General features: G+C 41.1%; 36 protein-coding genes. 23 read left to right on the top strand and 13 right to left on the bottom strand.

Annotation, left to right across the window (positions count from 1 at the left end; translation table 11 throughout):
* Positions 1 to 175 precede the first annotated feature (175 nt).
* The 8 genes from GVX98_RS07805 to GVX98_RS07770 all read right to left on the bottom strand — a co-directional run bounded on the left by GVX98_RS07805 (position 176) and on the right by GVX98_RS07770 (position 4,299).
* Positions 176 to 775 carry an HNH endonuclease signature motif containing protein gene (locus GVX98_RS07805; RefSeq protein ID WP_159127733.1) on the bottom strand — a complete coding sequence of 200 codons (600 nt, stop codon included), beginning with the start codon at positions 773 to 775 and terminating at the stop codon, positions 176 to 178.
* Between the two features lie 3 nt (positions 776 to 778).
* Entirely contained in the window at positions 779 to 1,021 is a 243-nt protein-coding gene (locus tag GVX98_RS07800; RefSeq protein ID WP_148826331.1) for a hypothetical protein, read from the bottom strand.
* Complete coding sequence (locus GVX98_RS07795) at positions 1,018 to 1,260, bottom strand: hypothetical protein (RefSeq protein WP_159127732.1); 243 nt, start codon at positions 1,258 to 1,260, stop codon at positions 1,018 to 1,020. Before GVX98_RS07795 ends, GVX98_RS07800 begins: the two co-directional genes overlap by 4 nt.
* Positions 1,261 to 1,390: 130 nt before the next feature.
* The gene (locus GVX98_RS07790; protein WP_159127731.1) at positions 1,391 to 2,563 is read right to left on the bottom strand and encodes a hypothetical protein; all 1,173 of its coding nucleotides are present in this window, start codon (positions 2,561 to 2,563) and stop codon (positions 1,391 to 1,393) included.
* An 18-nt stretch (positions 2,564 to 2,581) separates the two neighbouring features.
* Positions 2,582 to 3,277 carry an ERF family protein gene (locus GVX98_RS07785; protein ID WP_159127730.1) on the bottom strand — a complete coding sequence of 232 codons (696 nt, stop codon included), beginning with the start codon at positions 3,275 to 3,277 and terminating at the stop codon, positions 2,582 to 2,584.
* Positions 3,278 to 3,290: 13 nt separating this feature from the next.
* Positions 3,291 to 3,596, bottom strand: a complete 306-nt coding sequence (locus GVX98_RS07780) for a hypothetical protein (protein ID WP_159127729.1) — start codon at positions 3,594 to 3,596, stop codon at positions 3,291 to 3,293.
* A complete protein-coding gene (locus tag GVX98_RS07775; RefSeq protein WP_159127728.1) occupies positions 3,593 to 3,871 on the bottom strand; it encodes a hypothetical protein in 279 nt (92 codons plus the stop codon). Before GVX98_RS07775 ends, GVX98_RS07780 begins: the two co-directional genes overlap by 4 nt.
* Entirely contained in the window at positions 3,871 to 4,299 is a 429-nt protein-coding gene (locus GVX98_RS07770) for a hypothetical protein (protein WP_159127727.1), read from the bottom strand. The genes GVX98_RS07775 and GVX98_RS07770 overlap by 1 nt, the downstream gene beginning before the upstream one ends.
* Before the next feature lie 185 nt (positions 4,300 to 4,484).
* Here GVX98_RS07770 and GVX98_RS07765 point away from each other — a divergent pair, with 185 nt between their 5' ends.
* On the top strand, positions 4,485 to 4,661 hold the full coding sequence (locus GVX98_RS07765; protein ID WP_159127726.1) for a hypothetical protein: 177 nt from the start codon (positions 4,485 to 4,487) through the stop codon (positions 4,659 to 4,661).
* On the opposite strand, the gene GVX98_RS07760 is transcribed toward GVX98_RS07765, so the two are convergent.
* The 5 genes from GVX98_RS07760 to GVX98_RS07745 all read right to left on the bottom strand — a co-directional run bounded on the left by GVX98_RS07760 (position 4,658) and on the right by GVX98_RS07745 (position 7,319).
* Positions 4,658 to 5,308, bottom strand: coding sequence for a hypothetical protein (locus GVX98_RS07760; RefSeq protein WP_159127725.1), 651 nt, complete (start codon positions 5,306 to 5,308; stop codon positions 4,658 to 4,660). The two genes, GVX98_RS07765 and GVX98_RS07760, sit on opposite strands and share 4 nt — an antisense overlap.
* An 81-nt stretch (positions 5,309 to 5,389) precedes the next feature.
* A complete protein-coding gene (locus GVX98_RS17035) occupies positions 5,390 to 5,782 on the bottom strand; it encodes a putative four-helix membrane protein (protein WP_369412401.1) in 393 nt (130 codons plus the stop codon).
* Between the two features lie 59 nt (positions 5,783 to 5,841).
* Positions 5,842 to 6,021 (bottom strand): hypothetical protein, encoded by a 180-nt coding sequence (locus GVX98_RS07755; protein ID WP_159127724.1) that lies wholly within the window; start codon positions 6,019 to 6,021, stop codon positions 5,842 to 5,844.
* A gap of 153 nt (positions 6,022 to 6,174) precedes the next feature.
* Entirely contained in the window at positions 6,175 to 6,483 is a 309-nt protein-coding gene (locus GVX98_RS07750) for a hypothetical protein (RefSeq protein ID WP_159127723.1), read from the bottom strand.
* An 80-nt stretch (positions 6,484 to 6,563) separates the two neighbouring features.
* Entirely contained in the window at positions 6,564 to 7,319 is a 756-nt protein-coding gene (locus GVX98_RS07745) for a S24 family peptidase (RefSeq protein ID WP_159127722.1), read from the bottom strand.
* Between the two features lie 116 nt (positions 7,320 to 7,435).
* Between GVX98_RS07745 and GVX98_RS07740 the strand changes: the two genes are divergently transcribed.
* The 22 genes from GVX98_RS07740 to GVX98_RS07640 all read left to right on the top strand — a co-directional run bounded on the left by GVX98_RS07740 (position 7,436) and on the right by GVX98_RS07640 (position 22,096).
* Positions 7,436 to 7,636 carry a Cro/CI family transcriptional regulator gene (locus tag GVX98_RS07740; protein ID WP_159127721.1) on the top strand — a complete coding sequence of 67 codons (201 nt, stop codon included), beginning with the start codon at positions 7,436 to 7,438 and terminating at the stop codon, positions 7,634 to 7,636.
* The gene (locus GVX98_RS07735) at positions 7,633 to 7,908 is read left to right on the top strand and encodes a hypothetical protein (RefSeq protein ID WP_159127720.1); all 276 of its coding nucleotides are present in this window, start codon (positions 7,633 to 7,635) and stop codon (positions 7,906 to 7,908) included. Before GVX98_RS07740 ends, GVX98_RS07735 begins: the two co-directional genes overlap by 4 nt.
* A 320-nt stretch (positions 7,909 to 8,228) precedes the next feature.
* Positions 8,229 to 8,492, top strand: a complete 264-nt coding sequence (locus tag GVX98_RS07730; protein WP_159127719.1) for a hypothetical protein — start codon at positions 8,229 to 8,231, stop codon at positions 8,490 to 8,492.
* Complete coding sequence (locus GVX98_RS07725; RefSeq protein ID WP_159127718.1) at positions 8,489 to 8,797, top strand: hypothetical protein; 309 nt, start codon at positions 8,489 to 8,491, stop codon at positions 8,795 to 8,797. The genes GVX98_RS07730 and GVX98_RS07725 overlap by 4 nt, the downstream gene beginning before the upstream one ends.
* Positions 8,794 to 9,084, top strand: a complete 291-nt coding sequence (locus GVX98_RS07720; RefSeq protein ID WP_159127717.1) for a hypothetical protein — start codon at positions 8,794 to 8,796, stop codon at positions 9,082 to 9,084. Before GVX98_RS07725 ends, GVX98_RS07720 begins: the two co-directional genes overlap by 4 nt.
* Positions 9,081 to 9,437: a hypothetical protein gene (locus GVX98_RS07715; protein WP_159127716.1), complete on the top strand. Its 357-nt coding sequence runs from the start codon at positions 9,081 to 9,083 to the stop codon at positions 9,435 to 9,437. Before GVX98_RS07720 ends, GVX98_RS07715 begins: the two co-directional genes overlap by 4 nt.
* Positions 9,434 to 10,357, top strand: coding sequence for a hypothetical protein (locus GVX98_RS07710; RefSeq protein ID WP_159127715.1), 924 nt, complete (start codon positions 9,434 to 9,436; stop codon positions 10,355 to 10,357). The genes GVX98_RS07715 and GVX98_RS07710 overlap by 4 nt, the downstream gene beginning before the upstream one ends.
* Entirely contained in the window at positions 10,354 to 11,100 is a 747-nt protein-coding gene (locus GVX98_RS07705; protein WP_159127714.1) for an ATP-binding protein, read from the top strand. The genes GVX98_RS07710 and GVX98_RS07705 overlap by 4 nt, the downstream gene beginning before the upstream one ends.
* Positions 11,097 to 11,444, top strand: coding sequence for a hypothetical protein (locus GVX98_RS07700; protein ID WP_159127713.1), 348 nt, complete (start codon positions 11,097 to 11,099; stop codon positions 11,442 to 11,444). The genes GVX98_RS07705 and GVX98_RS07700 overlap by 4 nt, the downstream gene beginning before the upstream one ends.
* On the top strand, positions 11,441 to 11,707 hold the full coding sequence (locus GVX98_RS07695) for a hypothetical protein (protein WP_005400124.1): 267 nt from the start codon (positions 11,441 to 11,443) through the stop codon (positions 11,705 to 11,707). The genes GVX98_RS07700 and GVX98_RS07695 overlap by 4 nt, the downstream gene beginning before the upstream one ends.
* 254 nt (positions 11,708 to 11,961) lie before the next feature.
* Complete coding sequence (locus tag GVX98_RS07690; RefSeq protein WP_159127712.1) at positions 11,962 to 12,342, top strand: hypothetical protein; 381 nt, start codon at positions 11,962 to 11,964, stop codon at positions 12,340 to 12,342.
* Entirely contained in the window at positions 12,339 to 12,542 is a 204-nt protein-coding gene (locus GVX98_RS07685; protein ID WP_159127711.1) for a hypothetical protein, read from the top strand. Before GVX98_RS07690 ends, GVX98_RS07685 begins: the two co-directional genes overlap by 4 nt.
* Entirely contained in the window at positions 12,542 to 12,946 is a 405-nt protein-coding gene (locus GVX98_RS07680) for a DUF559 domain-containing protein (protein WP_159127710.1), read from the top strand. The genes GVX98_RS07685 and GVX98_RS07680 overlap by 1 nt, the downstream gene beginning before the upstream one ends.
* 4 nt (positions 12,947 to 12,950) lie before the next feature.
* Positions 12,951 to 13,622, top strand: a complete 672-nt coding sequence (locus GVX98_RS07675) for a metallophosphoesterase (RefSeq protein ID WP_159127709.1) — start codon at positions 12,951 to 12,953, stop codon at positions 13,620 to 13,622.
* A gap of 11 nt (positions 13,623 to 13,633) precedes the next feature.
* Complete coding sequence (locus GVX98_RS07670; protein WP_159127708.1) at positions 13,634 to 14,188, top strand: hypothetical protein; 555 nt, start codon at positions 13,634 to 13,636, stop codon at positions 14,186 to 14,188.
* Positions 14,189 to 15,662: 1,474 nt separating this feature from the next.
* Entirely contained in the window at positions 15,663 to 15,836 is a 174-nt protein-coding gene (locus GVX98_RS16760; protein WP_171503308.1) for a hypothetical protein, read from the top strand.
* 265 nt (positions 15,837 to 16,101) lie between these two features.
* Positions 16,102 to 16,578: a hypothetical protein gene (locus GVX98_RS07665; RefSeq protein WP_159127707.1), complete on the top strand. Its 477-nt coding sequence runs from the start codon at positions 16,102 to 16,104 to the stop codon at positions 16,576 to 16,578.
* Positions 16,538 to 17,179: a putative metallopeptidase gene (locus GVX98_RS07660; protein ID WP_159127706.1), complete on the top strand. Its 642-nt coding sequence runs from the start codon at positions 16,538 to 16,540 to the stop codon at positions 17,177 to 17,179. The genes GVX98_RS07665 and GVX98_RS07660 overlap by 41 nt, the downstream gene beginning before the upstream one ends.
* A gap of 52 nt (positions 17,180 to 17,231) precedes the next feature.
* Positions 17,232 to 17,738 (top strand): DUF2280 domain-containing protein, encoded by a 507-nt coding sequence (locus tag GVX98_RS07655; RefSeq protein ID WP_159127705.1) that lies wholly within the window; start codon positions 17,232 to 17,234, stop codon positions 17,736 to 17,738.
* Complete coding sequence (locus GVX98_RS07650; RefSeq protein ID WP_159127704.1) at positions 17,735 to 19,411, top strand: terminase; 1,677 nt, start codon at positions 17,735 to 17,737, stop codon at positions 19,409 to 19,411. The genes GVX98_RS07655 and GVX98_RS07650 overlap by 4 nt, the downstream gene beginning before the upstream one ends.
* A gap of 12 nt (positions 19,412 to 19,423) precedes the next feature.
* Complete coding sequence (locus GVX98_RS07645) at positions 19,424 to 20,890, top strand: DUF935 family protein (RefSeq protein ID WP_159127703.1); 1,467 nt, start codon at positions 19,424 to 19,426, stop codon at positions 20,888 to 20,890.
* A complete protein-coding gene (locus GVX98_RS07640; protein WP_159127702.1) occupies positions 20,891 to 22,096 on the top strand; it encodes a phage minor head protein in 1,206 nt (401 codons plus the stop codon).
* Positions 22,097 to 22,191: the final 95 nt, after the last annotated feature.

Below are 22,191 nucleotides of genomic sequence, written 5' to 3'. Positions count from 1 at the left end.
TCCTTATGTTTAACTGATACCAAGTTTGATGTTCTGTCTTGATATCCGAAATGAACAAGACTGTGATAAAGGGCAGAGGCTTGCTCCGCCGTGAATGTTTGGGTTGTGCCTGACTGGCCTATGACAAATGGTGCAAATTCTTCAGCAAGGTCTTGGGCGATGTGTTGGAGATGCATCAATACACCTCCTTGAGAAGCTGATGCTTCATGTTTTTGACTTTGGCCATTAACAAACAAGACTCATTATTTTCAGGATTAGCCAATTTTTGATAACTCTGGTTGTATCGAACCATGTCAGTTCTGCTCATCAGAATTAAGTTTTCTAACCGGCAATCTGTTTTATCCTGATTTTTAAATGCCAATACTTGGTTCATGGGAACGGGGCCATTTTCTTTTTCCCAAATTACCCGGTGTTTCAACTCAAAGATATTCGGCTCTGCTGTTTTGATAAGAACATATCCATCTTTAGAACAAATACGCTCGTAACCAACAGGTTTTTTATTCCAGGATATTTGGCCTTTTTTAAAGTTTCCTGAGTTTGGTTTGCAGACACCTTTAGTGCCTGTATTCCAAGGTTTTGAGCCTTTTTCAAAACAACCCGTTCTTCCAGATTTCCATTTGTTCCTGGTGCACAGGGATTTAATCTGATCAACTGAAAATTCACTTCCAAATACACCATTAACCTTTTCAGTGAGATCCTTGCGACTTAATGTGCAGTTGGTTTGTATGAAGTCCAGTTGCTCTTGGCTGTAATGAATAGCGCTACCTTTAGCCATAAATCACCCAATTAAGTTCTGTGGAATTTCTACTGAATCAGCGTTTTTAAGCCCACGATATTCAGCAACCAATTTTGCGGCGTTTAAACGCATATTATTGTTCTTGATGACCTGCTCACTGATTTTCTCAATGGCTTCTGCCTTTTGAATTTCAGCCTCAAGCTCCCCACCTTTTAGATTAGGATTACTTAGGCGATCGAGCTGAGCAAATAGAACAGCATTAAGATCCATTGGTGTATTGTTCATCCCGCCACCTTCATATCAATATAATTAGACTCTTGGTAATTCACGTATTCTTCATACAGTGACTGGCACGCCGCATTACCCGTTAAATCATTCTTTACGAACACATAGCTCAGCGACTTCTTTGTACCTTTGCCTGAGAACGTGCAGCTGCCATCGGCCAGAACTTTCTTTACATAGCCCAGCAATTCAAGCCAAATCATGAAGGCAAGGACATGCTTGTTTTTAATTCTAAAGATCATCGATACCCCCACGTATTAACAAAGTTTTGAATACAGTCTTCAATCCCGAAGAGGTTAATGTCTCTGTAAGTTCTTTCCCGCCCGTTGTGCTGAATTAACAGCACACGGGTAATAGAAGAGTAGGTGTAGCTCATAGAGGTGCTCCCACTGGACCAGCCCCATTTTTCAACTCAAAGCGACGTCGCTTTACAAAGTCCATTAGCTTGGGTTGGATGTCGGGATGGCGATTGAATACTTCGACCTCCAAACACTCCAACTCATTTAAATCTTTGGCATTTTGGATTTGCGCCATCAATGAAGGTGGTTGTGTTTCAGTGGTTGTGAATGCACTGAGATCCTTCAAGCGATTGTGAATAGCATTAAGCAGCGGCTTACGTTGTTCTTCAGTCCATTCACTGGTGTATTTAATAAGTGCATTTGCTTCCGCCGGTGTTTGGGAATTCGAGGCACGTTCAAGCAAGTCGTTCAAAAGTGTTATATGATTTTCATCTGCTTGTACTTGTTCATTAACACCTTTAATTTGATCTTCCGCATCCTGCTGTAACTTTTTGAGTGCATCTATAGTTAGGTCTTCAGTTTCCGCTTTTGGCGTATATTGCTCTGGATCTAACTCAATCAACTTAGCTTCTACCAGTTCAAATAAATGCTGAACATGTTCTCGTTCAAGATAGCCGTTTGCAGAGAATGAGTAGCGTAGTGATAAAACAGATTCAACTTTTACACATTCATTGATCTGAGTGGTGAATGACTCAACAATTTTCACTGGATCTGTTTCAATTTCATCACTGGAAACATCACCCAGCTTTTCACTTGAAACTTGAGCCGGTTCAACTTGTTCTATTGTCGCCTCTCTCTTTTTACGCGAAGCGCGTTGTTTCTTTGGCTCTTCACCAAGGCGGACTATACTTGGAACACTATCAAGATCTCGTCCAAGCGATTTAGATAGTGCTTTTAATTGAAGTTCGGCATTCTCAGCATCACGTTGGACAAAGCCACTGTTAATGGATTCTTCAAGCGCAGCAGTTTTAAAATTAACTACGTAAATAGATGGAAGGTATGTATTGATGACAAATACATCTTGGCCTTCTTGATACTCATCGATAGTCAAAGGTTTTGTAAAAGTAATGCCCGCAACTTCGATAGTATCGATCTTGATACAAAACTCATAACCGGGTTTAGAAAAGATGGTTGCAGGGAACTGTTCCAAGTCATCAAAAGCGATTAATTCACCTGCAGCTCGGCACAGGATATTTCGACCAGCCATCATTGCCTCAAAAGCTTCAGTACCATTTAAAATGTTCATATTCTTATCCTTCTAAATTTAGTGGTGTAAAGCTTGCTGTTGGTTTTGATTCGCTGGAGTCCAGCCCATTTGGTCAGCTCTTGCTTGGCATGCTTTTGAAATACCTGCAAAGTACTGAGTGCCATTAAAGGTCTCTAAAGCTTTATCAAGTGTGGCTGCTTTCTTAGCATGACGAATAGACTCTAAGGCTGCGTTATAGCGAACGTGCAGACTAGGTTGCTGAGCATTGTTATTCTGCGACTGGTTGGCTTGTTGTCTGTTTTGTCCTTGCTGCTGCGTCCGCTGCTGGTTGTTGGTCTGATTCTGATTTTTGGTGCTGTTGTTAACTTGGTTATGATATTCATCCGAGTCATAGTCTTTAGTGTCGTCAATCAGGAATAGACCATTCAAAGCATACTTCCGAGCATATGAACTGGAAGCACCAAAGGTCTGTGCTACATCCATTCCTTTCTTGCTAATTTCCACACCTGCATGGGCTTTAACAATGGTCTGTTTGCCGTCTGCATCAGTAAAAACTACATTGGCAGTTACAATCACTACACCGCCAACCTCTGTCACGTCATCGGTGATGACCAGTGTGGCATTGTACTTTTGTAGCAAAGGCTTAACTGCTTCAAGAATGTCTTCGCAGTTTCGGTAGTTGTAGTTACCAAAAGTATTGCGTTTGCTCTTTGGCGCTTTTAGTTCAAGTTGAATCTGTTGAAGTGTAGACATATCAAATTTCCCCTTATGCCCAGAACAGTGAGCCTTTAGCTCGTTTAAATGATTTTGGATAAGAACGTGTAAGTGACTTCTGAAGACGAATAGCCATAGTTTTTCTTTGTTGGAAAGCTCGTTCACATTCAAAGTTTTCGCGGATCCAAGACTTGGCTGCATGCACCTCAAGCGTAATTAGCTGTTCGGTACCATCCTTATTCACTACATAAATATGGCGACCTTTTTCAAAGTAGGTTGAATGGCCTAGACGCATACGAATGTTGCCTTCATGATCTTGGCTGATGAACTCAGAAAACTTTTGAGTAGAAGTAGTCATGCTGCTTCTCCTTGTTTGCACCGAACACCACAAAAAGGACAGAAAGTAAAAAGAACACTGGTCTTTTCCTTCTTTACCCGATCAACACCTGTCTTTTTATTTTTCACAGTGTGTTTGATTTCCACAGGCATATATCCACGCAATTCCATACGGTTACCATCAAGAACAAACGAATAGGCTGTCATTTCAAGACTGTGGTCGGTGGATTCAGGGAGGTCAGCCTTAACTTTCTCAAGGAACTTTTCTGAAATCTCAGTTTTGCAGTTACAAGTCATTAGCCTGCCTCCACTAAACGATGTTTTTCGATATAGCCTTTGATGAGGGCATTGAAGTTCTGATGATCGATGTGATTTGTGAAGTCGTTGTATGGATTGCCTAGGGCATCTGAAACGGCTACTTCATCTAGATTGGTTACGTCGACAGCGGTAAATTCACTACCCGGTACGCCGTAACTGTCTTTAAATGCTTCAACTTCAAAACGTGCAGTAACACGGAAACCATCTAAGCGAATAATAGCTTCGCCGTGGTTTTCACCAGTCATTTGCAATGCAAGGAGTTGATATTCAGATGGGGCAACGTTGGCAACTATTGGTTGTGCAGCCTTTGGTGCAGTTTTAAACCCACAGCTAAGCACGCCCATTGTTACAGTAGCTACAACAAGAGTTATCTTGATGGTATTGAAAGGGGTTAAGGTTTTGTTCATAATTGATCTCGCAATTTGCAAAAGCCCTGATAGCCGTCCAAAGTCATCAGGGCTTTTTGTTGTCTGTGAGATAAAGCATACTTAACAATATTTAATGTGTAAAGTGTAATTAACAAATATTTTGTAAGGTGTATTTTATTTATGTTTTAATAGACAAAAGAAAACCCACCGCTGGGGTGGGTTGGATGGATGCAGCCATGCGAAAAAAGTCAATAAATTATGCTCAACCTAGTAATACCCCTCAAAATAGAAGAATTGAATCCGAGTCAAAGAAGATTGAATTGCGTTTAGATGAAATTACAATTAAAAAAATTCTGTCTGCTGGAGCCTCATTAACAAGTGGGGTGTTAAGTAAACGCTAGGAGTTTCGATTTAATCTTTTGATTTGCTGGCCCAGCAAGATATCAAGCTCATCTTTCTTAGATAAAAGTGGTGATATTGACTGAATGCAAGCATTCACACTTGGTGACAAGGTTATATCATCATCTCTACCCTGAGCGCTTAACCTCTGGTATTCACACCTATACCCAGATTGCCATAATTTATCACTCATTTCGCTCATTAATGATGTTTTGATTGAATATAGTTTTATGAATTCATCAAACTTAACTTTACTGTTAAGTATGTAAAAATGATTATGAATACAAGGGGTTTTATCGATATCAACATCTAAAGAATCATCTAATAGAAAAAGGCTATGCTTTGCCTTTAAACCTACTGGATGTGTTGTAACATCAATTAACTCACCCTCAGGAGATTCCCAAATAGCATGGTGAACTGCTTCAATGCATACACCTGGCCACAAGAGTATTAACCAGCCAAATTTAACCGCCCCGCCATTGCTGATAGAGTAATATTCAGAATTCCAATAGCAGTTACCAAGTGGTAGAGGGTTATTTAAAATAGGCACCTCAGCAAGACTTACCGATGGATTTATTTTTTGTGCTAAGTTGACTGCAAAAATGTTCTGTAAATTAGTTTCACGATATTTAGGTGTTATTTCACCCATATTTCTCTCCATCTAAACTGTGTTAGAGCACTGCGTCGGGTTTGCAGCTTTATTTAGTATTAAGTTTTTTCAGTTAACTACTTATGTACATCTTGTAAAAGTAAGCAAGCCAAAAAGAGCGAGAAAAACAATATACCAAGTGTCTCTTACTAGATCTTTTCCACCATATGCGTTAAGAGTTTCAAAAATTGGAAAACATGCAAACAATGAAAGTAATGCGTATACACCTAATGCCCAAAGCCAATCGGTGCCATAAAGTGGATCTGGTTTCTCTCCGTTGTTCTTGCGTTTCACCCAACCCCTGATTGAAATATAGAAAAAATATAGAGCTGCAAGGCCTTGTAGGAAGAAAACAAGGGCTATGAGTGGATTATTGCCATCTATGCTTCCAGCTCTTGACCCCGTGTATACGTAAGCAAACGCTTGCATAGGCAGTGGTAACAAAATGAAAAATGAAATTATATTTTTAAGCATAATAATGGTTTAAGGTTTTACCAACTTTAAAGGGTTTGTGAAAGGCTCGTAGTTTTAAATTAATTTTCAGGTATAAGTCGATTAATTACTTCTTCTATTTCTTTTTCAGCTTCCAAATAACTCTCAATCCAAAATTCTGCTTTTGTTAGATTGGTATTGGTAGGGTTGTCGATATGTTGTTTACCAACCTTTGCTTTAGTGAGCTCAAGAATAAGAGCTTCTTTTGTATTTTGATTCATATATTTCTCCATCCGATGTATGTGAAAGAAATGGCTTCGGGTTCGCATTTTAAAAAATCATAGAAATCCAACAAAGAGTTACGACTACACAGAGTATCCCTAGTTTCATATAGTCAAATTTATTCATCTTAGATTCTTCTTATCAACCTCAAGTCATGTTTGGGGTTTAGAATACTTTCCTAAAAAGTCATCAATCCAACCTTGTGCTGTATCAAGATTGGTTATATCAGCTAGTTTTAGATTAGTACCTTCCTCTTCATTAAAGCCGTCAATAATCGCTTCAAAGATATTTACTTCACCAATAACCTCACTTGCTATTTCCACAGGGTCATAGCTTTGTTTGGCTTTATTGAGCGAGGCTATTTGTTTATCAATTCCAGCTCCAATTTTTTCTAATGCCAATTTAAATTCTTGACGGTTAATTGTTAGCGCAGTTTTGGATTTATTAAGTGTTGCGATCATTATGTTTTCCTCTTACAAGAATTTTCTTCAAGGAGCATCTTGATTGATATCGTATTGAGTTTTTTATTTAAGAAATACTATTAAATCTCACCATCATATGAGTGAGAAACATACTTACCAATAATGCTTATATGCTCTAACTGACTAGGATCAACTACTTCTCGATCATAGAGGGGGTTGTCACTATCAATAATTAGCGCGCCATCGAATCTTTTGGATAGGCGCTTAATCTTTAGCTCGGCACCATAGCGAATAGCATAAACCTTGCCGGATTGAACCTGATCTAGAGTGTTAATTGACTTATCAAGCATCACAACACTCCCGTTAGGTATTCTCGGCTCCATGCTATCGCCATCAATATCTACGGTGATTAGATTTTTAGGGGAAACCTTTTTCTTGTGAATCCAATCTATTAGCTGAGCTGTTCCCAGCTCTCTTTTAGTGGGTTCAAATTCAGCCATATATCCATTTCCCGCGGAAAACTTTACGTCAACATGCGGAATGATGACATATGTGTTTGGGTCTAAATCTTCTGGAGCCTCCCAAGCAATAACAGGTCGATGGGGGATATCTGGAGTAGAGTTATTGAGGGGAGTTGCATCTTCCAACATTGATGGACTTAAACCATTAAGCCACCTGTGGTTCACACCAAGAAATCTAGCCGCTTTTTCAGCATTATCTTGCTCAAGTGTCTGGACATTCTTGTCAATCCACTCAGAGACCGCAGGGCGACTTACGCCGCAATAATCTGCCAAATGCGCTTTAACAAACCGCTTACCAGAGGTTTTTTCATAGTGCTTTATAGCTAGAGAGAATCTTTCCTGAAGTGTGCTCATGTTTTGTTTACCTTACAAAGTAAAGCTAGCTTAACGATCAATAAGTTAAGTATGCTTGATAGTTTAAATAAATTATGGTTAACTGTGTTTAACAATGCTTTATTTTGGATCTTGCTATGGAAGTAATTATTAAAACGGTAGATGCCATCGCTTTTTACAGCGATGCAGCAAGTCTTGCCAGAAATCTAGGGGTTTCTAGATCTGCCATTAGTCAATGGGGTGAGTTCGTTCCAGAGGTCTCTGCCAGAGGGCTTCTAATTCTTGAGCCGAGCATCCCACATGAAATCAAGAAGCCGACAACACAGGTAACCTCATGAGTCTTGATAAAAAATCCACACATGTTCGGTTGTCTCCTGAAAACCATGAAAGAGCAAAAGCTCTTGCCGAAATTAAAGGGAAAGATTTAGCCCAGTATCTTGCATATCTTTTAGAAAAAGAAATTGCGGGTGAGTGGCATGTACTTAATTTACAAGCAAAAACCTTTGAGCGCTTGGGAGTATCAGCTTTGTTGCGGGATTTAAGCACAGAGGTTGAATTTCGAGAGGGATTTGAAGGGATTGAGCATAACTCAAGCAAAGAAAAAGCCTGATCTTGGGGATCAGGCTTTTCGATTCATTACCCTAGAGGTGGAAATAATGAACAGTTCAAATTTAGCACAAATTGTAATCAAAAAAAAAGCCTGAGTTCGACGTCAGGCTATCAAATATATCCAACCATGCGGGGGTGGATATGTATTTGAATCTAACACATAAATTAGGCAAAAAAAAGCCTGAGAGTGAGCTCAGACTTTTAGTTCAAAAACATTCTAGTGGAATTGAACATAGATCTGAATCTAACACACCAAACAGGCAAAAAAAAGCCCGAGAGTTGAGATCGGGCTTTAGTATTCAATTCAGAGGGTACACTTTCATGAATGACGCAAATGTAGCACAACAAGTCATTGAAGACAATACAGATTTTTTAATCGGCGATGCTGTTGTACTTAATGAAGTCATAGGTAGCTTCGATGAAATTTATAACGTCGTGGAAGTCTATGAAAACACCGTGGATGTATATATCGGTATTGGCATCTTAACCCTAAACAAAAAGTTTGTTCGTAGTGCCTCAACTACTGAGCTCAATGCAAAACGCCGTCTTACTAAAGCCGAACAAGCCTTAGCGGAGGTTCCATGATTACCAACAAGGTCATTCAAAAGAAGCCTGAGCACAAGCAGGCCATGGAACTTCAATCATGGTACGAGCCAGCACTCCGCACATTAGAGGGATTGCTGGAGATCCGTAGGGCGAACCTACGCAAAGTAAACGGTGATGAAAAGAATGCTGCCGTCACGCGTGATGAGTTTATGGAAATGCTGATCAATGATCATCGTATTTCAGCTTGGTATGCAGGTGAAATCATTTCAAGCCTGCATCGAGCAGGTCAGATTTTTATGTTTGGACGATTCATTCAGATGAATGAAAAGGTAGGTGGGGTATGACACTTGATGACGTGATGAGCTTCATAAGCGAAGCAGATGAAAGTGATCTTGAATCGATTGCTGAAGAGCTGACAGATCGTGGTGTTGATTTTCACTGTTCTGAATGTGAAGACCATGAGTGTGAATGCGATTGTGACGATGAAGATGGTGATCATGAAAAAAATGAATTTATTCGCCACCTCATCAATCGAGCAAATCAATTTGGACTACAAGACTTGCTCGATGAGCTGAAATATGAGGGCGACAGAGTGGGTGCTTATTTAAATATCAAAGGTGGTGCATTATGAAGAAAATCACCAAAAAGAAACAAGATATCACCGTTTCTCCAGCACCTATCGAAGCAATTATCCCTTTACTTGATCCAGTGAAGATCTACACACCTAAAGAGCTTGCGGCTATGCCTTTGTCAGTCATGAACAAAGCTATTGAGGCGCAGGAAGCTTATTTCATTCTTGAGCATACAACCCAAATGGGGGGACAAGCCATAGCGATACGTCGTCAAATGCAGGAAGGTACCCAACTTGTTCAAGTGAAAGAAAAGTCACGTACCCGGTACAAAATCAACAACGAATTTGTCGAACCTCGAATTATTCGTCAGTTGGAAAAGCGCGGCTTAGTCAAATTGGAGTGTGCTAAATGAGTTTATTCAGCACTGGCCATGATGTCGTGGATCAGGTTGGTAGTGTTCACCTTGAGGGTAACATCTTACCAACCAGTTGGTTTAGTACCTTCGTTTTAGAGAGTGGAAAACCCGATTTAAACGCTATCGTTGTGCTTTCAGAAATCGTTTATTGGCATCGACCTACAGTGGTACGAGATGAGTATTCTGGTCAAGTTGTGCGCGTTAAAAAGAAGTTTAAATCTGATCTTTTGCAGCGTTCTTACCAGAGTTTTTCTGATCAATATGGCTTCTCAAAACAGCAAGTCAAAGAGGCATTTGATCGTCTCGAGAAATGTGGGGTGCTAAAACGTCATTTTCGCACAATTGAAGCTAACAATCAGAAATACAACAATGTTTTGTTTGTTGAGCTCATTACCCCTGTGCTTTTTGAAATGACCACCCTCCCACTTTCAAAAGGGGGAGGCTCCCCATTTGAAAAGGCAGACCCTCCCCATTTCAAAAAGGGGACAAATACAGAGACTACTACAGAGATTACTACAGATATAAACACACAACAGGAATTGCCTGAAAATTCAGCTCAGGATGATTCATGGAAACCTGATCAGAATTTCCTAAGCACAATTTTGCTTCAAACGAAATTCAGTCATCGGGTAAACGAAATTTTAACCATGCCTGATTTCCAGTTTCACTTGGGTAGTTTTAATGCGCACTGGGAAAACAAAATCCATCTCACCGAAAACCAAAAAACGAGAAAGTTCGCAGCTTGGTTGGTGCAGGAGTTTGAGAAACAAGTGACCAAGGCAGAACGCGAAGGAAGAAAACCAACACGCAAACAATCTTCTGAAAAACCAAACAACCGCAACGTGAATGATCCTTGGGGGGAGGTTCAGAACTATGAACCAGCAACAGGTGATGTGGATACAAGGGGGCTCCTATGAACGCAATCGCACCGCTTAATTTCGATATTCAGCAATCGACAGAGTTCTGCCAGTTGCACCAGGTGCAAATGGTTTCTTTCCGTGGTAAGTCGTTCTGCAAGCAATGCTCAACAGAAGCGCTTAACAAAGCTCAAGCAGAACACCACAACGCCGTGAATGCCATGGTACGTGAAAAGCACTTCCAAGGCGCAAAACTTCCAACCCGTCATGCGAACAGTGGGTTCAGAGAATACTTGGTCGCGAATAGCGGTCAGCAAAATGCAAAAACTCAATGTGTCACGTTTGTGAAAGATTTCACGAAGGGGATCAAGCGCAACCTAATCATGATTGGTCGTACCGGTACTGGGAAAACACACTTAGCTTGCGCCGTGGCTCGAAACATTCTTGAGACTCAAAAGTATGCCCGCTATGTGACTTCTGAAGACATGGCCAACGAAATAGCGAATGCATGGACCAAGGCTGATGACAGTGAGGTAAACGCAGTTCATCGATTCACTGAATACGATCTATTGATTCTTGATGAATATGGATTGCATGACCGTCATGAAAACCGTCTCCAGCTGGTGCACAAAGTTCTTTACTCACGATATGACGCTGGCAAACCAACCATGTTGATTTCAAACATGACAGCACATGAATTAGAGCAAGACTTGGGCGATCGCCTCTGGTCTCGTTTTCAGCATGATGGGTTGGATGTGGTTGAGTGTAATTGGGCAGATGAACGTGTTGGGGGTGAAGCGTGAAAAAGCGTCAAATAAAAAAGAATAGCAACACAGCTAAGGCGCTATTGATGGCGCTTGCCCCTCAGCGCTATCCAGAGAAGGTGTTTACCAAAAACACTGATAGTGAGTGGGATGACACACCAAAAGGCACTTGGGAAATTTGGAGTCGCACAAGTTACGAATATGATGAATGGGATGCTAAATCAGCTTATGACATTCTTCAGGAGCATGTTTTTTGTGAGCTTACGATCGAGGAGTTTGATTGTGATAAATGTGAGTTGATTCAAATTTTCACCCCAAACCTACGAACCGCCAAAAAGCTATTCGATCTTACTAAGAAAATGATTTGTCGAGGTGGTAAATGAATGAACGCCAAGTGGACTACAGCAAAGCCGCAGTTCTAAATCGCGGTATTGATGTCTTGATCGTTATTAAAAATACCAAAATTGCCACTTCTAGGGAAATTCAAGCACAGGCATTACCCCATTTAAGTATTCGTTCAGTGCAGCGTTACTTAAGTGGCTTGGTTGTAATGGGGTTGGTCAGTGTGATTCAAGGTGGAAAGAATGATGATTTTCGCTACTTCCTCAGCGGTAAAGCAAAACAGTTATTTGGGGTGACAGAATGAAATTAACTATCGAACGCGTATGCGAAGTTGTGAATAGTGCGCCAGAGGGGTCGGGGATTTTCCTTGAGGTTGATGACCGAGACTGTACGTATTTTGCTAAAACCTCAGAATTTTTTGATGAGCCTGCAATGGTTTGGTGTGTGAGTGCTTGGGAGAGTGTTGATGATGGATATCCACACAATGGTCGACTTAATCACAAGCCATATATTCCGATTGAGACACTAAGGGAATTAATAGCTAGACAGAAATCTAAGATGCATTCGCATCTTACTTCTGGTGTGTTTCAGGATGATGACCACACAGATCATGTAACCGATATCCGCCACATTAGCCCGAATACGAGAGTTTCAGAGCATAACAATATGCATTGCCAACACGGTTGCGACGTTGCCTGTCTAATTTGTGGTTTCGGTACCGTTGATGGTAAGCGCGTTTGGCACAACAAAACAGAACCTAAAAAAGGCGACCGCGTAAAAGTAGATTTTATTGGTGAATCAGCAACGATTTACTCAGGCAAACGCTTCACTGGATACGGTGTATTGGATCGAGTTGAAGATGGTCGGGTATATGGGCGCTTGGATGATGGAACGCCGTTTATGTGTCTATGTGCGGATGTTGAGGTGGTTGAGGGATGAGTAATGAAGACTTTCTACTCTGTCTACTGCTTAGTGCATTTGTGTTTTTCGCAATCAAGTTTTTTTGGAAGTGGGTAAACGGCGGTTTTAATAATGGCGCTGTTTGGGAGTGGATGAATCGTGGCTTTAGTTTTGGACTAGGATTTTGCTCTGCATTGGTTGTAGTGATTTTGGTGATCAAGTTGATTTCGGGTGACTGATGACTAGCAGCTACTCCATTGCTGAATACAAAAAGATGATCGGTACTAATAGACCTAAAAGAGGATCTAAGCGCCCAAAGGTAAAAGGTCAAAAAGTACAGAGTGAGGGTGAGGTGATATTGGCGACTGCACTTAGAGCTTTAAAAATTGAGTTTGAGCAGGAGTTTCAGTTTCACCCTACACGTAAATGGAGAGCTGATTTTCATTTGAAGGACAAAAAGATATTGGTCGAAGTGGAAGGTGGAATCTGGAGTAATGGCAGACATACAAGGGGTAAGGGGTATTTAGGGGACTTAGACAAATACAACGCAGCAACAATGATGGGTTATCAGGTAATACGGTTTAGCACCGAGCAAGTGAAAAGCGGCAAAGCGATTGAGCAAATTTTTAAATTAATAGGGTGATGAAATGGCAATGGTTAAGGTTTGGGAAAAAGAGATAACAGGCAAGCTTTATGCGGTTGGTGATATTCATGGCTGCTACAACTTGCTTATGAGTCGTCTAGAAGAAATTAACTTTGATTTTGAAAATGACTTGCTTGTTGCTGTTGGGGATTTGGTGGATCGAGGTACCCAGAATATTGAATGCATCGAGCTATTGTCTAAGCCGTGGTTTACATCGGTGCGCGGCAATCATGAGGATTTGTGTATTTGGGGATTAAAAGATCGCGCTGCAGTGAAATGCCACATGGAAAATGGTGGTGAATGGTTTTACGAGCTGAGTGTTGAAGATCAATTTCAAATTGCTAAAACCTTTTCTGAATTACCTATTGCATTGGAGGTTACACATCGCGGTAAGAAATTTGGATTTGTTCATGGGCACATTGAAGAAAATGACTGGGAAAAGTTCAAGCTTAGTTTTGATTTGCCTTCAATAAGGGATGCAGGTCAATTAGCAATGTGGGGACGTGACCGACTAGATGAGGAGAAAAAGCAGTACACCAATGTATCCGGAGTTGATGCGGTAATCATGGGACATACAGTTACCCAAAAACCATGCAAGCGTGACAACTGCTATTGGATTGATATAGGTGCGGTTCACTGGGGAACTATGACAATTTTAGATTTGAGTTTGATTTGAGGGGATTTGGGATGAATGCAGTTATGGCAGATAAATTTGAACAATTTGAATGGTTGACTCATGGCATTACTGCAAAGTCACCAAATTTTGAGCCACAAGCTCATGGCACTGGAGAAAAGCCTTTGAACCACGAAGATCGTTTAGGTGCCATTGCTACAATGGATACGCAACTGGCGAAGTCGGTTACTTCATTAATTGTCTTTGAGGGCAAGTGTCAAAGTGATTATGAATATGTGCGTATGCACCTGGTAAATATTATGCTTCAGAACGCCGTGGCTGATAAGAAGCGAGAGCCTGAGCAAATTACTATGAATCACTTGGCTTACTTAATTGCGCGCATGGTTATAGATTTCTCTTTAGATCCCCAGCTTGAGAATAATATTACTGCTCAAGGGCGTTTGTATTATGCAGGGATTAATACCATGCAGATGACAACAAATGTCTACCGTCTAACTTGGAAGCAGTACGAAAACTTAATGTCATTGGCTTTGGAGTCCGCTATAGACGAAGCTTCAAAATCAATTGAAAAATACAAGAAAGAAACCTACAAAGATTTAAAGGCGTAAGGTCTATCATTATTCTGATAACTAAGCTATAGTTTTACTATACTGGTCGTATTACGGTTTATCCGAGACCAAGACTTTAAAGCTCATCACACGATGGGCTTTTTGTTGCCTTGAGAAATGTTCTGTGAAAGCAATATCAAGGCACCCAATGGCGGCTTAACTTTATTCGTAGTGGTTTAAAATTTAATGCCGCCACCCAGATTTTACATACATTAAAGCTCGGTCAAATGATCGGGCTTTTTTGTTGCCTGAAATATGGCAATCATATCCTGCGAGTATGCCAGCTTGCAGTACATGCCTTGAGTAAAAGCCTAGATGCTTTAGGCGATTCCAGCTAGGGTTTGGCAACCCGACCTTAAAGAGAACGAAAGCAAGTGAAGTTGACCGTGCATGTAAGGTTGATGTGATTGTGAGTAGCGTTTGGCCCCGCGGAGAGGGCTTTCCTATCGCTATAATTTCTTAAAATGTATTTTAAATACATATAATGAAAATAAATTAGCATTTTTATTAAATCAATTTATTCTTTTTCCGTTGTTATATAGCGACACATTTACCCAAATCAGCGCAAATGATAAGGGAGCCCATATTAACACTCATAATGTGGGCTTTTTTTATGTCTTAGGTAAACGCAAATAATTCAATCAAACATCATATCCTTTGTGAATTAAACGTGATATTTATCAAAAATATACGAAATAAATTGATTGACTGAATAGCAAATATCGAGTAATTTTTTCATTAGGTTAGATGTTGTTATAGACCATCTAACTAGGTAAATCGATTGACACTCGGAAAGACGAGAATTACAACAAATGCTCACAGAAATGTGGGCATTTTTAATGCTCCGAGAAATGTTTTTTGTGTAAGCAATATTGGGGCTCGTATGGTGGTTTCTTTATTCCTAGTGGTTTGTATTGAATGCCGCCACCCAGATTTCAATTAAAGTTAATTCATAAAATATTGATTTATTCTTAATTCATTTTTCACAAAAAATTCACGAATAAGTATGCATGATTGCTGCTAGAAACAGCTGTAGTTTCTGAATGACCTTCCAAGGTCCTTAGTTTAAGCCCACATCAATCTACTGCTGAGGTGGGCTTTTTTTTGCATGGAGAAAAGTAATGCTCCGATTGTTAATGTGTTTATTTGGCCTTCATGGTGCAATTGAGATAGATCACACGATTGATGGTGATGAGATCAAGGTGTGTCGTGATTGCTTGAAAGAAGTTAAGTGATATTTAAGAAATTGAGTGATTTATTCATCATAGTGAAACAATGGGATTATATTCTGTGAAAAATAAAGATGAATTAAAGAATTAGTAATAAAGCGCAAATTTAACCCGCTTACTTTGGGAGAGGTAAGCGGGTTTTTTATTGAGCAATTTACATTTCCTTTTAGCCGAACGGATTACGGCACATAAACCCCGCTCAATATGAATTATTGGCGGGGTTTTCTTTTCTATTCGAGGTAATCATGACAGATAAAGTACAAGCGAAAAAAGACTTAGAATTTTGCAGTGCTGAGCTGTCTAAGTATCAAAATTTAAGCCGTTCTGGTTTGACACGTGATGAGATGCTGGCGATTGACGGCATCATGATAAAGCTCAAAAAGCGAATTAAAAATCTAAAACTAGGTCTCTACGATTAATTAACAAATAAACTGTTCATGTATAATTTCTTACATTTCTATCACTGTAAATTGTGAGAAATGTATTCTTTTAGTGTTGAAAATATTTCTAGTTGTGAGAGTATAAAAAAAGAACAATAAAGGGAGATAAGTATGATTTCACAAGATGTGCTTGTAATCTCGGTTTCGGCTCTTGCCCTTACATTAATTATTTATGAGTTTGGGCAGATGTCGATGTTGTTTTAAACTAAACCACCTTCGGGTGGTTTTTTAATGGGCGCAATATATGAATGCAGACGACTACTTCTGGAAAACCAAAAAGCGCCCACCTAAAACCAAACCACGCTCTAAACCTTTGCCAAAAGCCAAAGAAGCATACTTAGAAGCAGAAGAAGAATTTGAACATGCTTTAGGTGTACTAGGCATCAAATATGAAAAGAAATTCCAATTTAATTCTACTAAGCATTGGCGTTTTGACTTCCATTTAATTGAGCATCGAATCTTGGTTGAGATTTCAGGCGGCCCTTGGTCTGGTGGGCGAGGTGGGAAATTGGCAAATAAGGCTTGGGGTCTAGACCGATACGATGACGCTGCAGAGATGGGGTATACCGTTGTTCGTATTGAGTCAGCCAATCGTTACAAGATTGATGAGGTTGGACCACTGCAGATTGAAGCTAATTTCTCATCACAATGGCTGAAAAACTTAAAGAGACAGATATTCAATGGAACAGATCAGACCATTCCCACCGACGGATCTCATTGATCAGGCTGAGGAAGAAGAAGCAATTCGCCTTGCGCCCGCCGTGGAATTAAAAGAATGGGTGATTAAAAATTATTTAACCATTGGTGGCCATCTCCATAATCCAGATCATGACCATATCTCCGAGCTGCTACACGATGACGAAACCTTTTTAGCATTTGCATGGGCATCATCTGCATGCCAGTCAAAAAAGCGCATGGTACTAGGGCAATGTGAAAAAGTGATGTTCAACCAAGGTGGATGGAAGAAAGCCCGGCAAGAACAGCAGATGCGGGACTGGTTTGGTTGTGTACCTGTTTATCTAATCACTATAGATGCATCATTCTGTGAGCAAGCTTCAGATCATGACTTCTGTGCCTTGATCGAGCATGAGCTTTATCACATTGGCGTTGAGCGTGATCAAGACGACGAAATCATTTACAGCGACAATACTGGCTTACCAAAGCATTACTTGGCAGGCCATGACGTTGAAGAGTTCTATGGCGTGGTCAAACGTTGGGGTGCAAGCGACAGTGTTAAGCGCTTAGTCGAAATCACCAAGAATGCGACGTTTGTATCTGATTTTAATGTGTCTGCGTGTTGTGGGAACTGTGTAATAGGTTAGTTTCAAATTTTTTTGCCCACTTACCTTGATGTACCTTGATGGATGGTGAGTTATGGCAAGGCTTAAAAAAGCAGAAAAAGTCTTTATTGTTCGGTCGCTTGCGCAGTTTATGACACCTACTGAGGTGGTAGCGTCCATCAAGGAAAACTTTAAGATAGATGTTTCCCCACAACAGGTGGAATCATATGACCCAACAAAGACTGCAGGTGCGGATCTTTCGCAAGAGTTAGTGGATTTATTCCATGAAGCACGGAAGAAATATATTGAACAGCCGATCTACAACATCATCGGTGCAAACGACATTATTCAATTGCAAATCTTAAGTGACCTTTTGGTTTCGAAGAAAGGCAATGTGGTGATGTCGATTAAGTTGATTGATCAAATTCAGAAGATTGTGAAAGGCCACTATGAGCGTAAGTTAGAAATTACGGGCAAAGATGGTGGAGCGATTAAAACTGAAACAGAGCACAGTCAACGCCCTGCCATGTATACCCCTGAGCAGCTTGCTGGGATGTCAGCACAAGAGCTATCTCGCTTAGCAATTAATGGCAAATTATGAGTTACGCAATAGAAGAAATAGCACCCCTCATTAAAGAGTGGACAATTAATACACGCTTGCCTGAAGTCATTGCTGAGATGACTAGACGTTACTATTATCGAGCAGTAATAGAGCAAAGCGAACTCAGCATTCAGGCTGAGATATACAAGTGTAAGAATGATCCAGCACATTGGTTTAATCATTGGGTGTGGACCTACGATCCAAGAGGTATGCCTTTTGGATTACCGGCAAATATTCCGTTTGTGCTTCGCCCTGGACAAGTTGAATTGGTCAATTGGTTGCTTGAGCGTGAAAGCACTCAAACCCATGGCCTCATTGAGAAGAGTCGTGATGAAGGTATGAGCTATGTTGTTCTTGGTTTCTACCTGCATAGATGGTTATTTGTAGAGGGCTTTGCTGGTGGTGTGGGTAGTCGTAAAGAGGATCTAGTTGATAAGAAGGGTGATCCTAAAACCCTGCTGCATAAGTTCCGAGATATGTTCTCAAAACTTCCTGATTGGATGAAGCCGAAAGGATTTGTCGAAAAGGTCCACGACAACTACATGCGTATTATCAATCCTGATAATGGTGCGACCGTTACGGGCGAGGCTGGAGACAACATTGGCCGTGGTGGACGTACCACAATGTACTTTCTTGATGAATGGGCATTCGTAGAGCGTCAAGAAGCTGTAGATGCAGCTATATCGCAGAACACCAACGTTCATATCAAGGGATCAACTCCAAACGGTATCGGGGACAAGTTTCATCAAGATCGATTCAGTGGTCGTTACGCCGTGTTTACGATGGCATGGCGGGACAACCCAGATAAAAACTGGACTGTCTCACTACATGGGAAGCTGATTCATCCGTGGTATGAAAAGCAAATTGCGACGCTTGACGACATTGTCTTAGCCCAAGAAGTTGATATTGACTATGCCGCTTCAGTTGAAGGTGTGTTGATTCCATCGGCATGGGTTGAGGCAGCTGTAGATTCACACCTAAAACTCGATATACAGCCATCGGGTGAGCGTAATGGTGCACTTGATGTGGCGGATGAGGGTAAGGATAAAAACTCCTTTGCCGCACGTCATGGCATTGTTCTGCAGTATTTGGATACATGGTCAGGCATCGGTGATGACATCTTTGGAACAACCCAAAAGGCAATCGATATTTGCTTAGAGCAAAAACTGAATTTGTTCTTTTACGATGCAGATGGCTTGGGAGCTGGTGTGCGCGGTGATGCCCGAGTCATTAACGAGCAGAACAGTGCTAAAGGAATTGATGAAATCCAAGCAGATCCGTTCAGGGGATCGGGCGCAGTTCATAACCCAGAGCTTGAGATGGTAGAGGCTCGGAAGAATATCGATTTCTTCGCAAACCTAAAAGCTCAAATGTGGTGGAGTTTGCGTATGCGCTTCCAGAACACGTACAGAGCACTACAAGGCATGCAATACGATCCTGATGCACTTATCTCACTATCGACTGAAGATTTGGATAAGCGCGAACTAGAGCAACTCAAGCGTGAGTTATCACAGCCGACCTACAGTAAAAACGGTGCTGGCAAAATCCTCGTAAATAAGCAACCTGATGGTGCCTTGTCACCTAACCGGGCTGATAGCGTCATGATCTGTTTTAGTGATATCAAGCCGCCTGCACGATTAAGACCAGGAGGGGGAGGTTCACGAAGTTTCTAAAAGGTTTTTAAGATGGCAAAGAAGTCACAAAGTAAGAAAACAAAGCCTAAATCAGCTGGCTTAATGACAGAGGTTGCTGTTGAGAACCTTGCATTCACTTTGGGTCGCAAAGCTGATATTGACGAAGTACTTCGTCAGGCTGGGCTAACCCGGCAACGATTATCAGTCCTTATGGTAGATGATGAGATTGCACAGGCCATGGAGACACGCCTTGATGCAGTTCTCAATGCGCCGTGGCGATTTGTTGAAGATCATGGGGAGCAAACGGTTTTTCTAAAGGATTTATTCACTCGTTGGCATGCTGAGATCGTCTCAGGTGCATGGGAAGCTTGCCCTTACGGTTATTCGGTTATGGAGGCTAACTATGCGCTTACCAGTGACAGTAAATTTACCTTAAATGAGATTGTAGTTAAGCCTCTAGAATGGTTTGAACCTAAGAATGATGGACGCCTAATCTACCGACAAAATGCTACCGAAGTTGATGTGAATGCCAAATACCCACTCAAGTTCTTTTTGACACGCCGTAAACCTACATTCAAACAGCCTTATGGTGATCCATTACTGTCGAAGCTTTATTGGCTATGGTTCTTCCGTACCAATACAACAAAGTTTTGGGTCAAGTTCTTAGAACGTTTTGGTACGCCAATCTTATTGGGGAAAGTGGGTGGTAAAGATCGTAAACAGGATGATATTGATGCCATGACATCGGCTTTGCTCAATGCACATGCTCAATCAGTTATGTCTATTGGCGCAGAGGATTCTGTAGAAACTATTGGTGGAAGCTCTTCCAATGGTGGCAGCACAGCATTTGAAGCTTTTGACAATGTATTAACCCGCCGTATTCAAAAGGTAGTCTTAGGTCAAACGCTCACAAGTGGGACTGATGGTGTTGGAAGTCGAGCTTTGGGTGAAGTGCATAACGATGTTCGCTTAGATAAGCGTAATTCAGACCTACGCATGATCACGCCTACGATTCAAGAGCTCATAGACGCACTCTGCCTGCTGAACAACTTTGAAAAGCACACAATTGTCTTGGGTGGTGAACAGGATCTTAAGGTTGCTGTTGTTGATCGTGATATTAAGCTTAAAACATTAGGTGTTGAGTTTAATGATCAGTATGTGATTGAGACATACGGCATTAAGGCTGAGCATTTCAAGATGAATACCGGTGATGCAGTCCCTAACACCAAATTCTCAGCACTACCTCATCAAGCATTCAGTTTTAAGGCATCAGTGCAAAAGCAGTCACCTGAGCAGCAAGAGGTGGATGAGCTGACCGATGCCCAAGATCAACTTGTGCTATTGACCCATGAGCAAATTAAACAGTTAGCATTTGAATCTGAGACACCAGAGGCGCTGCTATTCAATTTGTCTCGATTAATACCTGATGCAACAAAGTCGCAATTTGCAGCGAATCTAGATCAGGCTTTATATGCTGCAGATGTATTGGGGTATGCAACAGCTGCTAAGGGGAAATAGATGCAACCAGTCACGTTTCTTGAAGCGCTGCAGTATGCGCATAGTAGGAAAGTGGTGCTGCCTGATGAGTTTTACTCAATGGATCTTAAGACACGGCAGATGGCGACCACGGTTAGTTTTTTGTCGAGTATTGAACAAGCTGAGTCAGTGATTAAGTCACTTAACAAAACTTTAGCTTCAGGTGGCACCTTCAACGATTTTCAGAAGCTTGTAGCTGAATCCGAAATCATTTTACCTAAGCATTACCTGGACAACGTCTTTCGGACCAATATCCAAAGTGCCTATGGCCATGGACGTTGGCAGCAACAGCAACGGAATAAAGATAAACGTCAGTATCTGATGTATTCGGCCATCAATGATTCACGTGTGCGTCCTGCACATTTGGCATTGAATCGAATTGTATTACCGATAGATCATCCGTTTTGGCTAACGCATTACCCTCCATTGGGTTTTCGTTGCAGATGCACCGTTATTGCTTTGACTGAGAGGCAAGCATTGAAATACGGCATTACACCAGATGACAAGTTGCCCGAAGTTGCAGAAGCATTGGACTGGAGTTCACATCCTTTGCAATTTGGAGAGTTTGAGGCTTTGGTTGATCAGAAGATTTCTAAGTCATTACTGGATAAGGAGTATCTACTGGAGCAAAAGGAAGCGATTAAAGCTGAATGGACTGCATCTAAAAAGCTAACAAGTCTTTTAGCTCCAATGAATGATAAATCGAGAGATCTATTCAACACGGTGGCCAACAAGGTTATTCCTTTAGATCCATCCATTAGACCGAGTGCAATCAAGACATTCTTGGATTATGTGCAGGGCAATGATGCTGCAATCACGAACTATCTAAATGCGTCAGTGAGCTCGAAAGCGGACGATGTTTTAAAGCAGTGGCTCAGACAGGACATGCAAGCCTTAAGCGCCGTGGCGAGTAATTCTGCTTCAATCGTGACAGGTGGTGTGACCTTGCAGCATGTAGTGGCTTATGAGATTGGCCAAACGATTCAATTTAATTCGCCATTGCTGTTAGCCGAAAATGCTTCCGATGTGGTGTTGCAAATTGAGAATGCTAAAGGCTTAGGGGTTGACCTAAGCGAATTGAATGCTGGTCATGGCGTATTGATGCCAATGGGTTTGTCATTTGAGGTTGTTTCGATTGCAACGCTGAATGGCAAGATGATTTACACACTTAAAGCATTGGTAAATTAATGACTGAAAAATGTGAATCGTGTCGACATGGTTTGAATGGTCGAAATGGTAATGGTTATTCGCCATGCGGATGCGGGAAAAAAGTAGTTGTGATT

Source organism: Acinetobacter sp. 8I-beige, from assembly GCF_902505955.1.
Classification (GTDB): Bacteria; Pseudomonadota; Gammaproteobacteria; order Pseudomonadales; family Moraxellaceae; genus Acinetobacter; species Acinetobacter johnsonii.
This window is presented reverse-complemented; position numbering and strand designations above follow the sequence as displayed.

Excerpts from the sequence above, each read along its gene's own strand:
- GVX98_RS07725 (WP_159127718.1), top strand. The coding sequence starts at position 8,489 with ATGATTACCAACAAGGTCATTCAAAAGAAGCCTGAGCACAAGCAGGCC.
- GVX98_RS07665 (WP_159127707.1), top strand. The coding sequence starts at position 16,102 with ATGAATGCAGACGACTACTTCTGGAAAACCAAAAAGCGCCCACCTAAA.
- GVX98_RS07785 (WP_159127730.1), bottom strand. The coding sequence starts at position 3,277 with ATGTCTACACTTCAACAGATTCAACTTGAACTAAAAGCGCCAAAGAGC.
- GVX98_RS07670 (WP_159127708.1), top strand. The coding sequence starts at position 13,634 with ATGAATGCAGTTATGGCAGATAAATTTGAACAATTTGAATGGTTGACT.
- GVX98_RS07675 (WP_159127709.1), top strand. The coding sequence starts at position 12,951 with ATGGCAATGGTTAAGGTTTGGGAAAAAGAGATAACAGGCAAGCTTTAT.
- GVX98_RS07680 (WP_159127710.1), top strand. The coding sequence starts at position 12,542 with ATGACTAGCAGCTACTCCATTGCTGAATACAAAAAGATGATCGGTACT.
- GVX98_RS07705 (WP_159127714.1), top strand. The coding sequence starts at position 10,354 with ATGAACGCAATCGCACCGCTTAATTTCGATATTCAGCAATCGACAGAG.
- GVX98_RS07695 (WP_005400124.1), top strand. The coding sequence starts at position 11,441 with ATGAATGAACGCCAAGTGGACTACAGCAAAGCCGCAGTTCTAAATCGC.
- GVX98_RS07650 (WP_159127704.1), top strand. The coding sequence starts at position 17,735 with ATGAGTTACGCAATAGAAGAAATAGCACCCCTCATTAAAGAGTGGACA.
- GVX98_RS07790 (WP_159127731.1), bottom strand. The coding sequence starts at position 2,563 with ATGAACATTTTAAATGGTACTGAAGCTTTTGAGGCAATGATGGCTGGT.
- GVX98_RS07750 (WP_159127723.1), bottom strand. The coding sequence starts at position 6,483 with ATGATCGCAACACTTAATAAATCCAAAACTGCGCTAACAATTAACCGT.
- GVX98_RS07735 (WP_159127720.1), top strand. The coding sequence starts at position 7,633 with ATGAGTCTTGATAAAAAATCCACACATGTTCGGTTGTCTCCTGAAAAC.
- GVX98_RS07770 (WP_159127727.1), bottom strand. The coding sequence starts at position 4,299 with ATGAACAAAACCTTAACCCCTTTCAATACCATCAAGATAACTCTTGTT.
- GVX98_RS07805 (WP_159127733.1), bottom strand. The coding sequence starts at position 775 with ATGGCTAAAGGTAGCGCTATTCATTACAGCCAAGAGCAACTGGACTTC.
- GVX98_RS07645 (WP_159127703.1), top strand. The coding sequence starts at position 19,424 with ATGGCAAAGAAGTCACAAAGTAAGAAAACAAAGCCTAAATCAGCTGGC.
- GVX98_RS07775 (WP_159127728.1), bottom strand. The coding sequence starts at position 3,871 with ATGACTTGTAACTGCAAAACTGAGATTTCAGAAAAGTTCCTTGAGAAA.
- GVX98_RS07690 (WP_159127712.1), top strand. The coding sequence starts at position 11,962 with ATGCATTCGCATCTTACTTCTGGTGTGTTTCAGGATGATGACCACACA.
- GVX98_RS07755 (WP_159127724.1), bottom strand. The coding sequence starts at position 6,021 with ATGAATCAAAATACAAAAGAAGCTCTTATTCTTGAGCTCACTAAAGCA.
- GVX98_RS07800 (WP_148826331.1), bottom strand. The coding sequence starts at position 1,021 with ATGAACAATACACCAATGGATCTTAATGCTGTTCTATTTGCTCAGCTC.
- GVX98_RS07720 (WP_159127717.1), top strand. The coding sequence starts at position 8,794 with ATGACACTTGATGACGTGATGAGCTTCATAAGCGAAGCAGATGAAAGT.
- GVX98_RS07740 (WP_159127721.1), top strand. The coding sequence starts at position 7,436 with ATGGAAGTAATTATTAAAACGGTAGATGCCATCGCTTTTTACAGCGAT.
- GVX98_RS07640 (WP_159127702.1), top strand. The coding sequence starts at position 20,891 with ATGCAACCAGTCACGTTTCTTGAAGCGCTGCAGTATGCGCATAGTAGG.
- GVX98_RS07760 (WP_159127725.1), bottom strand. The coding sequence starts at position 5,308 with ATGGGTGAAATAACACCTAAATATCGTGAAACTAATTTACAGAACATT.
- GVX98_RS07765 (WP_159127726.1), top strand. The coding sequence starts at position 4,485 with ATGGATGCAGCCATGCGAAAAAAGTCAATAAATTATGCTCAACCTAGT.
- GVX98_RS07715 (WP_159127716.1), top strand. The coding sequence starts at position 9,081 with ATGAAGAAAATCACCAAAAAGAAACAAGATATCACCGTTTCTCCAGCA.
- GVX98_RS07660 (WP_159127706.1), top strand. The coding sequence starts at position 16,538 with ATGGAACAGATCAGACCATTCCCACCGACGGATCTCATTGATCAGGCT.
- GVX98_RS16760 (WP_171503308.1), top strand. The coding sequence starts at position 15,663 with ATGACAGATAAAGTACAAGCGAAAAAAGACTTAGAATTTTGCAGTGCT.
- GVX98_RS07685 (WP_159127711.1), top strand. The coding sequence starts at position 12,339 with ATGAGTAATGAAGACTTTCTACTCTGTCTACTGCTTAGTGCATTTGTG.
- GVX98_RS07730 (WP_159127719.1), top strand. The coding sequence starts at position 8,229 with ATGAATGACGCAAATGTAGCACAACAAGTCATTGAAGACAATACAGAT.
- GVX98_RS07795 (WP_159127732.1), bottom strand. The coding sequence starts at position 1,260 with ATGATCTTTAGAATTAAAAACAAGCATGTCCTTGCCTTCATGATTTGG.
- GVX98_RS07655 (WP_159127705.1), top strand. The coding sequence starts at position 17,232 with ATGGCAAGGCTTAAAAAAGCAGAAAAAGTCTTTATTGTTCGGTCGCTT.
- GVX98_RS07710 (WP_159127715.1), top strand. The coding sequence starts at position 9,434 with ATGAGTTTATTCAGCACTGGCCATGATGTCGTGGATCAGGTTGGTAGT.
- GVX98_RS07745 (WP_159127722.1), bottom strand. The coding sequence starts at position 7,319 with ATGAGCACACTTCAGGAAAGATTCTCTCTAGCTATAAAGCACTATGAA.
- GVX98_RS07780 (WP_159127729.1), bottom strand. The coding sequence starts at position 3,596 with ATGACTACTTCTACTCAAAAGTTTTCTGAGTTCATCAGCCAAGATCAT.
- GVX98_RS17035 (WP_369412401.1), bottom strand. The coding sequence starts at position 5,782 with ATGCTTAAAAATATAATTTCATTTTTCATTTTGTTACCACTGCCTATG.